The following is an 11,099-nucleotide window of genomic DNA, read 5'->3' as shown; positions in this document are numbered from 1 at the left end:
CCTGGGGGGGGTCGCGGTGCTTCACCCCGGGCCGGTGGATTTATACCCCCCCGCGCCGGGGGGCCTCCCCGGGGCGGGCGGGGGGGTTTGACCCCCCCGGCCCCCCCGGCCGACAGGGCCCGCGGGAGCGGGAGTTCACCTTCGTACGACCATCGACGCGCCGCGCATCCCGGCCCGCACGCGCGGCTCACCCCGGCCTGGACGCGCCGCCCAGGCCCGCCCGGATGCGCCGCCCAGGCCCCCCCCCGGCCCGCCCGGCGGTCCGACGCCAGCAAGGAACACGTACGGCGAACACCCTTGCCGCGGGACGCAGTTCACCTCACGCTCACCCCGGCTCGACCCGCGCCCGTCCTGGCCCGCCCCGCGACCGGTCCGGCCCGGCCCGCCGGGCCCGCGCCTCGGGCCGGCACGGGCCCTCCCCCACGAGCCCCACGGCCCCGAAGCCCTCTGCGCGGGGGTCCGCTTGCCGCCCTCCGGGAACTCGGCACCCCTGACGACCGGAAGCGCAATGCCCGAGTTGCCCGGCATGCCGCCTTGATGACCCTTGGTCTCGTGAGTTGAGTCACGCGCGAACCCGGGCGCCACCCCACCCCGTCCCCTCGCCAACCCGTTTGCGAAAGGCAAGTTGAGGATTCAATTCCGCTCTAATCGGACGTTTCCCCCTCGCCCCAAACAGGCGAAAGGGATCTTCGTAGCCACATCTGGCCTTGTTCCGGACATGTGCTCTCGCATACGTTCTCGTCGATCCCGGGCGGATCGCCGAATCCTGCCGCCGCCCGGATACCCACCCACCCACGCACGGCAGGAGCGGGGGACCCACAGGTAAGCCGCCGATCCGGACACACCGGACCGGCTAGGGGTGAAGCCGCGCCCAAAAACGCGGCCGGGCATCTCCCGCCCGAACCCGACAGCTCACCTCGCAGGCGTCGGAGAGGACATTCGTCATGCCCGCACGAGGCAAGCACCGCCGCACGAAGACCAACGTCATCACCCGGGGCATGATCGCCGCCGGAACGGGCGGCATCGCACTCGCCCTGCCGCTCGTGAGCGCGACCGGCGCCCACGCGGCGACCCCGGCGCAGGCCCCCCAGCTCACGAAGGCCGCCAAGACCGCCGTGGTCCCCAACGTCCAGCTCATCACCTACAAGGTGGTCGCGGGCGACACCCTGGCAAAGGTGGCGCAGAAGCACCCCGAGAGCGGCGGCTGGAAGAAGCTGTACGAGGCGAACCGCGCGGTCATCGGCGACAACCCCGCCCTGATCCGCCCGGGTCTGAAGCTGACCGTGGGCACGAAGACGCTGAAGTCGACGGCGGCCAAGACGGCGAAGGCGACCCCGGCCGTCGCCAAGTCCTCCACGACCACCGCCACCCAGGCCTCCGCCAAGACGTACACGAACAACCTCGACGGCTGGATCAAGGAATCCCTGGACATCATGGCGAAGGAGGGCATCCCGGGCAGCTACGACGGCATCCACCGCAACGTGATGCGCGAGTCCTCCGGCAACCCGCTCGCCATCAACAACTGGGACTCCAACGCCGTCGCGGGCACCCCCTCCAAGGGTCTGCTCCAGGTCATCGACCCCACGTTCCGGGCCTTCCACGTCCCCGGCACGTCGATGGACCCCTACGACCCGGTCGCGAACATCACCGCCGCCTGCAACTACGCGGCGAAGACCTACGGCTCCATCGACAACGTCAACGGCGCCTACTGATCACACCCTCACCATCACCCGCCGGCGGCACCTTCTAGGTCCGCCGGCGGGCGCGTTGCCCGGCGCGTTCCTCGCGTGACGGGTCCCTGGGAACAGGGCGTGACGGGTCCCTGGGAACAGGGACCCGCTCCCTAGAAGCCGAAGAGGCGTTCCAGGACGACCGCGATTCCGTCGTCCTCGTTCGACAGCGTGACCTCGTCGGCCACCGCCTTGAGTTCCGGGTGGGCGTTGGCCATCGCCACACCACGGGCGGCCCAGTCGAACATCGGGATGTCATTGGGCATGTCGCCGAAAGCGAGCGTCGCGTCCGGGGTGAGTCCGAGGTGCGCCGCGGCGAGAGCGAGGCCCGTCGCCTTGGTCACCCCGCATGGCTGGAGTTCGACGGTGCCGGGCCCGGACATGGTGACCGTCGCCAGCGAACCGACCACTCCCCGCGCCGCGGACGCCAACTCGTCGTCGGACAACGACGGGTGGCGGAGCAGCACCTTGCTGATCGGCTCCGACCAGAGGTCGTCCCGCCGCCGCACCCGCACCGCCGGCAGGGTCGGATGCGGCATCACGTATCCCGGCTCGATGAGCGTCAGCCCGTCCACGCCGTCCTGGTCGACCGCCGCGTACAGCAGCCCGACCTCCGCCTCGATCTTGCCGAGCGCCGTCTCCGCCAGTTCCCTGTCCAGGGTCACCGACCACAGCATCCGGTCCGTCCCGGCGTCGTACAACTGCGCCCCCTGCCCGCACACCGCCAGCCCCTCGCCGCCGAGTTCGTCGAGGAGCGGTCGCACGCGCGGCGCGGGGCGGCCCGTCACCACGAGGTGCTGGGCACCCGCCTGGGCCACCTTCGCCAACGCGGCCCGCGACCGGTCGGAGAGGGTGTCGTCGCCGCGCAGCAGCGTTCCGTCCAGGTCAGTGGCGATGAGTGAATATGCAGTCGGAGCGGCCATGATCCGAAGAATACGGATCGAACGACTCATGGGCCCGGCGTGAACCGGACGACGTCCGGTATCCCGTCAGCAACGCCGTTCACCGTACGGTGGTTAGCGCGTTGCGACCGCTTCGGATCACGCAAGGTCCGCTTCCGCCCACACCGACTTTCCCGCACATGACCGACCACAACACCCCAACACCGCCCGGCGGCGGGCCGACGCGGCGACGGCACGCACCCCTCCAGGAATCACCGACGACCATGACAAGTCCGGGGAGAGACATGTCCTTTGAGTCCTTCGAGCCCTCTGCGCGGCTACCCCGCCCTTCCGGCGCGGTGACCCCCTTCCGGCAACACCTCCGCACCTCCGCCGAAGCCGTGATCCGGCGCTTCCCCGATTCCCTCCGGTCCGAGATCTACGCCCTGTCCTTCCGGATCTGGCGGATCGACGGGGACGAGCGCCACCCGTACGTCGCCATCGGCTACAACACCGAGACCCAGTACGAGCGGGAGACCTACCCGGAGGACCCGGGCGAGGCCCGCTGGAACTACGCCCTCTGGCTGCTGGACGGCTTCGAGATGCTGGGCAACATCCCCGAAGACCCGGCCGGCGGCCCCCTGTACGTGGACGAGGTCAAGGAACTGGGCATCTGGTTCGACGGTGATCACGACTTCCTCACCATGGACCTCCCGGAGGAAGAGGAGGACGAACTGGACGCCAGGTCCGACCTTCTCCGGCTCCACTTCTACGACGCAGTCATCGACCTGGCCCGCCACCTCCACGCCGATGGCCGCCTCGCGGAGATCTTCGGCCGCGCCCTCCCCGTCGTCGTCTTCGACATGGACTGCCCGGGGTGGGAGATCGAGGCCACCCGGGCCGCCAACCCACCCGATTCCATCGCCGACTTCATGGCCTGGCAGCAGGGCGCCATCTACGAAAGCGCGCCAAGGACCGAGGAGTTCCTGATCCGTCTCGACGCGGAGTGGCTCGAGTACTTCCGCGCCATGGCCGACGTACTCGTGACCCGCCTCGGCGTCTCCCGCGCGGAGTCCGTCGCCAGGATCAACGAACGCTACGCGGCGGAGGAGCTCAAGCCCATGGGGACGGACCTCCTGGGGCACGAACTCCCCGAATTCTGGGCGTACCGCCTCTACTTCGAGCCCGACTCCAGGGGCGTGCTGCCCTCGGGCTCCCCCGAATCCGACGGCGACCTCCGCGCCTGGACCGTCCGCCCCGCCCCACCCCGCGACTCGGCCGCCTGGACCCTCACGGAGGAGCCCTGACGTACGGGGCGGCCGCGACGGCGGCCGGACGCAGCCCCTCGCCCCCGGCCGGGGATCGTCACCACCGGCCGCCCGCACCGCCGGAGATCGTCACCACCGCCCGCCACGCCCTCGGCTGTCCTCGCCTCACCCGTGTGCGGCCACCAGATGCCCGGCCAACCGCGGTGAGGCGAACTCCGTCCCGCACACGAACCGCATCACCGGCCCGTACGAGGCCGCCGCCGGCAGACCGGTGAAGTACAGCCCGGGCACGGACGACCGATACCCGGCACCGAGCTTCGGCGCACCGCGGCTCACCGCCAGCTCCGCGCGGAGCTCGGGCCCGAGGAAGTCCATCGCGGCGATGTCGACGCGGTAGCCGGTCGCGGCGATGACGTGATCGGCGGACAGCTCGTCCACCCGGCCGCCATGGGTCTGCACGGTGAGGACGGGGCCGCCGTCGGTGGCCGCGGCGCGGACGATCCGCCGGACCTCGCGGACCGCGACCTTGCCCTCGAAACGGTCGCGGAGCCACCAGGCGCCGAGGGGACCGAGCACACGGCGGACCAGGTAGTGCCGGGACCGGGCGGGCAGATAGCGGTAAGGATGCGGGTAGTAGCTGAGCGCCCACAGGGACCAGGCGCGCCCGAACGGCGACTCGGGGCGCAGCCTGGGCTGGTTCCACGGCGGCGCGCCGAAGGCGACGGCGCCCTTGCCCCGGGACACCACCCGCACCTGCGCGCCGGCCTCCGCCGCGAGCGCCGCCGTCTCCAGGGCGGACTGCCCCGCGCCGACGACTATCAGCTCCTTGCCGGAGAAGCGGCTCAGGTCGTGCTGCTGCGAGCTGTGCGAGACCGGGCCGGCCGGCGTGGGACCGTCGGCCGCCGCGCCCGCGAGCTCGGGAGGCAGATGGGCCAGCCCGGACAGTCCGGTGGCCACCACGACCGCCCGCGCGGTGAACAATTCTCCCGAGTCCAGCTTGAGTTCGAACCCGCCGGACGGGTCGGCCCCCTCCCGGCCGCCCTTCCGGTCGATCGACACGACCCGCACCCGCTCCAGCTCGGGCACGAGTTTCTGCTGGAACCACTCCCCGTACGCGATGAACGTCTCGACCGGGATGATGTCCTCGTCGGTGACCAGACGACGCGTCCCCGCCGCGTCGCAGTAGTCGGCGAGTGTGTGGCCACGCTGCGGGGCGTCGATGGTGGAGGCGACCGGAGTCGACTTGAGGAGCATTCCCTCGGGCATGTGATCGCGCCAGCTCACCATGGGCTCGCCGAAGACACGCACCGGGACTCCACGCGCCCGCAGATGGGCGGCGGTGGACAGGCCGAACGGCCCCGCACCGATGACTGCTACCGGATGAATCACGAAGTCCCTCCCCAGGACGTACTACGCCTACTTCGCGGTAGAACTGTTGGTGCTGCCGAGGCGGTTGGTCCGCCACAGCTGATGGAGATGTTTGGCGCCCGGCCGCACGAAGCGCGCCAGCATCATGAAGAACGGCCGCAGGTCGTCACCCGCGAGCCATGCCAGCTCCGTGCCGCTCGCGCGGGTCGGCGCGTGCGGTGTCGTATAGCCGCTGCGCCGGTAGGCGAGCAAGGCCGGCAGGTCGATGTTCTCCACGATGTACCGGTGACCGGCCCGCTGTTCCCCCTCCGGAACGGCGCGCCCGGTCAGGTCCAGATGCATGGCACGGACGACGTCGATCCCCGACTCGTTCTCGAAGAGCCGGAACTGCGCGCCCATGCGTGGGTTGAAGTCGAGGAGTTTGTACCGACCGTCGCGGCGGTCGAATCGCAGGTCGAGGTCGATGATTCCGCTGAAGCCGATCTGTTTGATGAAACGCGCGGCGAGGTCGGCGAGTTCCGGATTGTCGACGACGTACGCGTTCGCCGTCATTCCCGCGTGCGGCGGCCAGGAGCGGACCTTCACCCCCGTGAACATCGCGAGCGGTGCCGAGTCCGCGTCGAAGTACGCGTGCACGATCCAGTCCTCCGCCTCCTCCCTCGGCAGGTACTCCTGGAGGATCACGCCGGGCTGCGGACCCCAGTCCCGGGCGAGGGCGAGCAGCCCCTCGCGGGTCGCGATCCTCGTCGTGCCGTTCACCGCGGGCCGGCTGCGGCGCACGAACGCCTCGCGGTTCTTGGCGACGAGCGGGAAGCCGGCCTTCTCGGCGAACGCCTCGATCTCGTCGTACGACTGCGGAAAGGCCGCCGCGGGGCTGGGTATGCCGTGCTCCACGCACAGTTCGTGCAGCCCCTGTTTGCTGGCCAGCCTTCGAGGCAGCTCGGCGTCCACGCGCGGGAAGAGGAAGGGCCCGGCCAGTTCCTCCTGATGCTCGGCGATGAGTACGGCGGCCTCTTCGTCCGTCGGGACGAGCACCGTGGGCCGGCCGATGCGCCGACCGACGCGCAGCAGCCCCTCGACAAGCCGCTCGGGTTCCTCCGTCCCGGTGGTCGGCCATACGAAGGCGCGGCGCAGGTAGCGTGAACTCGCGGCCGGTGTGTAACGGTCCTCGGTTATCGCGTACATCGGAATGCCGAGTCGGCCCAGGCTCCGTATGGCGCCCACGCCGCCGTGGTGCAGCGGGTAGTCGCCGAACTTCACGATGAGGCCCGGAACTTCCCGGTCGACATCGGCCGGCACACTCCTGGAGCTCCTGGCCATGGGTCCCCCCACATGTCCCCCCTACGGACCGGACCCACCCCGTCCGTGTCCCCCAAAGGACGCTAAGCCGGAATTGCCACGTCCGACAAGGTCAATTCGGACATTGCAAACTCTTTAGGCACTGCCCCAGCATGGTCACTCCCCCGTAACGTGTGCCTCGACCACATGAAACGCGTGGAACGCATGGATCACATGGCGAGTACGAATCCGAAAGCGAGGCACCAACCGATGCCCCCCTTCGATGTCCCCGAGGGCGACCCCTTCGGCCCGCACAACCTGCCGTACGGCGTGTTCTCCCCGACCGGCCGCGACGGCGACCCCGAGCGGCGCGTCGGCGTACGGCTCGGCGACCATGTGCTCGACGCGGGCGCCGCGGCCCGGGCACTCGGCTCCCCGTACGCCGGGCTGCTCGCGCAGCCGACCCTCGATCCGTTGCTCGCGGCGGGCCGCACCGCCTGGTCCGACGTCCGGCGCGCGCTGACGGCCTGGGTGACCGTCCCGGCCCACCGGGAGACCCTGGCTCCCCATTTCCACCCCCTCTCCGACGTGACGCTGCACCTCCCGTTCTCCGTCGCGGACTACGTCGACTTCTACGCCTCCGAGAACCACGCCCGGAACGTCGGCCAGATGTTCCGCCCCGACGCCGCCGACTCCCTCACCCCCAACTGGAAGCACCTGCCGATCGGCTATCACGGCCGCTCCGGCACGATCGTGGTCTCCGGCACGGACGTCGTACGCCCGTCGGGCCAGCGCAAGGCGCCCGCGGACGCCGCCCCCGTCTTCGGCCCCTCGGTCCGCCTTGACATCGAGGCGGAGGTCGGCTTCGTGGTCGGCACCCCCTCGGACATGGGCCGGCCGGTGCGGCTGGGCGACTACCGCGACCACGTCTTCGGCCTCTGCCTCCTCAACGACTGGTCGGCGCGCGACATCCAGGCCTGGGAGTACGTCCCCCTCGGCCCCTTCCTCGGCAAGTCCTTCGCCACCTCCGTGTCGGCGTGGATCACCCCGCTCGACGCCCTCGACGAAGCCCGCGTCGCGCCCCCCACGCGCACGCACCCGCTCCTCCCCTATCTGGACGACGCCTCCGAGGACCCCGGCGGCTACGACCTCCGCATCTCCGTGGCCATCAACGGCCACGTCGTCTCCGAACCCCCCTTCTCCACCATGTACTGGACGGCCGCTCAGCAGCTGGCCCACATGACGGTCAACGGCGCCTCCCTGCGCACCGGCGACCTCTACGGCTCCGGAACCGTCAGCGGCCCCTCGGAGGGTGAGCGCGGCTCTCTGCTGGAACTCACCTGGAACGGGCGCGACGCCCTGGAGCTGCCCGACGGCAAGCGCACGTTCCTGGAGGACGGCGACGAGGTCACGCTGACGGCCTGGGCGCCCGGGCCGGGCGGAACCCGGGTGGGCCTCGGCGAGGTCCGGGGCCGCATCGCGCAGGCCGTCCCCCAGTAGGACGAGGTCCGCGTCACGGTGGCCGACACCCTGGCCACCGTGACCCCGCGGGACCTGCCCGACGAGCCGGTCCCCCCTTACGTCCAGTCCCTTTCCGTCCAGTCGTCTCTATCCCGTGCTCTGCGTCCCGTGCGCTACATCCAGTCCTCGGGCTCCGGCTCCTGGTCCAGCTCGGGCCAGTCCGGGTCGGGCCCCTCGTCGGTCGCCGCGGCCGGGACACCCGGAGCGACGGGGAGGACCGGGGCGCCCCGGTCCGCCGCGGGCGTGCCACCGCCCAGCGAGGCGAGCACCCCGATCACGCCCTCCCCGTACGTCGCCAGCTTCTTCTCGCCCACCCCGCTGATACCGCCGAGGTCCTTCACGGACGTGGGCCACACCGTGGCGATCTCCCGCAGCGTGGCGTCGTGGAAGATGACGTACGCCGGGACGCCCTGCTCGCGCGCCTGCTCGCCGCGCCAGGAACGCAGCGCCTCGAAGGCGGGGACGAGCTCGGCGGGCAGCTCGGCGGCCGCCGCCTTGGCCTTGCGCTCGCCCTTGGGTGCCGACGACCGGGAGACGGTCGGCTTCGGCGGCTCCTTGCGCAGCGGCACATCGCGCTCGCGCCGCAGCACGGTCCCGCTGTCGTCGGTCAGCACCAGCGTGCCGTACTCGCCCTCGACCGCGATCAGGCCCTGGGCCAGCAACTGCCGTACGACACCACGCCAGTCGGACTCGGCCAGCTCCTCGCCGATGCCGAAGACGGACAGCTGGTCGTGGTCGAACTGGATCACCTTGGCGGTCCGCCGCCCCAGCAGGATGTCGACGATCTGCCCCGCGCCGAACTTCTGCCCCCGCTCACGCTGGAGGCGCACCACCGTGGACAGCAGCTTCTGCGCCGCTACCGTGCCGTCCCAGGTCTCCGGGGGCGTCAGGCAGGTGTCGCAGTTGCCGCAGGCCGGGGTGTTCGGGTCCTGGCCGAAGTAGGCGAGGAGCTGCGAGCGCCGGCACTGGGCCGTCTCGCACAGGGCGAGCATCGAGTCCAGGTGGGCGGCCGCCCGCCGCCGGAACGCCTCGTCCCCCTCCGAGCCCTGGATCATCTTGCGCTGCTGGACCACGTCCTGAAGGCCGTACGCCATCCAGGCCGTGGACGGCAGTCCGTCGCGGCCGGCGCGGCCCGTCTCCTGGTAGTAGCCCTCGACGGACTTCGGCAGGTCGAGGTGGGCGACGAACCGGACGTCCGGCTTGTCGATGCCCATGCCGAAAGCGATCGTGGCGACCACCACCAGGCCCTCCTCGCGCAGGAAGCGCGACTGGTGGGTGGCGCGGGTTCCCGCGTCCAGGCCCGCGTGGTAGGGCACCGCCTCGATGCCGTTGCGGGAGAGGAACTCGGCCGTCTTCTCCACCGAGTTGCGCGAGAGGCAGTAGACGATGCCCGCGTCGCCCGCGTGCTCCTCGCGCAGGAAGGACAGCAGCTGCTTCTTCGGGTCGGCCTTGGGGACGATCCGGTACTGGATGTTGGGGCGGTCGAAGCTCGCCTCGAAGTGGCGGGCCGTCGGCATCCCCAGGCGCTGGGTGATCTCCTTGTGCGTCGCACGCGTGGCCGTGGCCGTCAGCGCGATGCGCGGGACCTCCGGCCAGCGCTCGCCGAGCAGCGAGAGCGCCAGATAGTCGGGGCGGAAGTCATGGCCCCACTGGGCCACACAGTGCGCTTCGTCGATCGCGAAGACGGAGATCTTCCCGCGGGACAGCAGGTCCAGCATGCTGTCCAGCCGCAGCCGCTCCGGAGCGAGGTAGAGCAGGTCGAGCTCCCCGGCCAGGAACTCGGCCTCGACCACGCGCCGCTCGTCGAAGTCCTGCGTGGAGTTCATGAACCCGGCGTTCACGCCCAGCGCCCGCAGCGCGTCCACCTGGTCCTGCATGAGCGCGATGAGCGGCGAGACCACGATGCCCGTACCCGGTCTGACCAGGGACGGAATCTGATAGCAGAGGGACTTGCCGCCACCGGTCGGCATCAGGACGACGGCGTCACCGCCCGCCACCACATGCTCGATGACCGCTTCCTGCTCGCCTCGGAAGGCGTCGTACCCGAAGACCCGGTGGAGGGTGGCCAGTGCCTCGCTCTCGCCCAGCGTCTCCGTCGCGTCAGCTTCGGTCATCACACCCGTCCCGCCCATCGTCCTGTCCCCCGTACGTCGCGCCTCGACCACTGCGTCCACGATAGGGGTCCGCGCCGACAGTCCGAGAGTTGTCCACAGGCTGCGAGTGACCGGCTTCCCTACGCAACGGCGCCGGGCCCGTCTCACTCCCCTGGACGGCGAGGGCCGCGCGCGTTCAACCCGTTGGCCCCGCTCGCATGGCGGCACTTCGCGACCGAGGGACATGCTGCTCGGGCGGGAGGAGGGGGCCCGCAGCCGACGGACCGGCGCCGTCGCGTACGCCTCTCTCGCGTCTCTAGGAGCCTTGCCATGTCCCAGCGCCCCCTCAGGACCGTCATCACTCTCGTGACAGCCGCCGCCGCGTCGCTCGCCCTGGCTGCCGTTCCCGCCCCGGCCGCGTCCGGTCCGGTCGACCCGGCCGACCGGAAGGCCCTGCGGGATCTGGCCACGGCGTACATGGCCAGCGTCAAGTACCTCGACGAGAAGACCGCCCTCGCCGACGGTTACGTCCCCCATCAGTGCTCCGCGGACCCCGCGGGACACGGCAGCATGGGCTACCACTACTTCAACGAGTCCCGCTACGGCTCGCTCGACCCGGCGAAGCCCGCGGCTCTTCTCTTCGAGGACGGGAAGAACGGCAAGCGCAGGCTCGCCGGGGTGGAGTGGATCGTGGTGGACGCCGACCAGAACCTGAAGACCGCCAAGGACCGGCCCTCGATGTTCGGCGGCCAGAAGTTCGACGGTCCGATGCCGGGGCACTACCCCGGCATGCCGATCCACTACGACCTGCACGTCTGGCTCTGGAAGCACAACCCCAGCGGGCTGTTCAACCGGTGGAATCCCCGGGTGAAGTGTCCGGCCGCTCCGACCCACTCCGGCTCGTCGGACATGGCTCACTCCGCCCATTGAGAACGGCTCGGGCCCCGCTCCCCCGAAGGG

The 11,099-nt window shown here is 70.8% G+C and carries 8 protein-coding genes and 1 riboswitch; of the genes, 4 read left to right on the top strand and 4 right to left on the bottom strand.

The annotated features are described in order from the left end of the window. The first annotated feature begins 779 nt into the window (after positions 1 to 779). A riboswitch (cyclic di-AMP (ydaO/yuaA leader) is annotated at positions 780 to 941 on the top strand. Positions 942 to 944: 3 nt separating this feature from the next. Beyond that, positions 945 to 1,712, top strand: coding sequence for a transglycosylase SLT domain-containing protein (locus ACFWBT_RS34105; protein WP_385706845.1), 768 nt, complete (start codon positions 945 to 947; stop codon positions 1,710 to 1,712). Positions 1,713 to 1,843: 131 nt separating this feature from the next. Here ACFWBT_RS34105 and ACFWBT_RS34100 read toward each other — a convergent pair whose 3' ends face one another. Beyond that, positions 1,844 to 2,653, bottom strand: coding sequence for an HAD family hydrolase (locus tag ACFWBT_RS34100; protein WP_385706844.1), 810 nt, complete (start codon positions 2,651 to 2,653; stop codon positions 1,844 to 1,846). 263 nt (positions 2,654 to 2,916) lie between these two features. Between ACFWBT_RS34100 and ACFWBT_RS34095 the strand changes: the two genes are divergently transcribed. Then, on the top strand, positions 2,917 to 3,918 hold the full coding sequence (locus ACFWBT_RS34095; protein WP_385706843.1) for a hypothetical protein: 1,002 nt from the start codon (positions 2,917 to 2,919) through the stop codon (positions 3,916 to 3,918). A 126-nt stretch (positions 3,919 to 4,044) separates the two neighbouring features. Here the strand turns inward: ACFWBT_RS34095 and ACFWBT_RS34090 are convergent, their stop codons facing one another. Further along, complete coding sequence (locus ACFWBT_RS34090) at positions 4,045 to 5,268, bottom strand: FAD-dependent oxidoreductase (RefSeq protein ID WP_385706842.1); 1,224 nt, start codon at positions 5,266 to 5,268, stop codon at positions 4,045 to 4,047. Positions 5,269 to 5,295: 27 nt separating this feature from the next. Continuing rightward, entirely contained in the window at positions 5,296 to 6,567 is a 1,272-nt protein-coding gene (locus tag ACFWBT_RS34085; protein ID WP_385706841.1) for an ATP-grasp domain-containing protein, read from the bottom strand. A gap of 228 nt (positions 6,568 to 6,795) precedes the next feature. Here ACFWBT_RS34085 and fahA point away from each other — a divergent pair, with 228 nt between their 5' ends. Beyond that, positions 6,796 to 8,025 (top strand): fumarylacetoacetase, encoded by a 1,230-nt coding sequence (fahA, locus tag ACFWBT_RS34080; protein WP_385706840.1) that lies wholly within the window; start codon positions 6,796 to 6,798, stop codon positions 8,023 to 8,025. Between the two features lie 134 nt (positions 8,026 to 8,159). Here the strand turns inward: fahA and recQ are convergent, their stop codons facing one another. Beyond that, the gene (gene recQ / locus ACFWBT_RS34075) at positions 8,160 to 10,178 is read right to left on the bottom strand and encodes a DNA helicase RecQ (RefSeq protein WP_385706850.1); all 2,019 of its coding nucleotides are present in this window, start codon (positions 10,176 to 10,178) and stop codon (positions 8,160 to 8,162) included. Between the two features lie 291 nt (positions 10,179 to 10,469). Here recQ and ACFWBT_RS34070 point away from each other — a divergent pair, with 291 nt between their 5' ends. Further along, positions 10,470 to 11,069, top strand: a complete 600-nt coding sequence (locus ACFWBT_RS34070; RefSeq protein WP_385706839.1) for a hypothetical protein — start codon at positions 10,470 to 10,472, stop codon at positions 11,067 to 11,069. Positions 11,070 to 11,099: the final 30 nt, after the last annotated feature.

The sequence above is a fragment of the Streptomyces sp. NPDC060027 genome (assembly GCF_042737005.1).
GTDB lineage: Bacteria > Actinomycetota > Actinomycetes > Streptomycetales > Streptomycetaceae > Streptomyces.
This window is presented reverse-complemented; position numbering and strand designations above follow the sequence as displayed.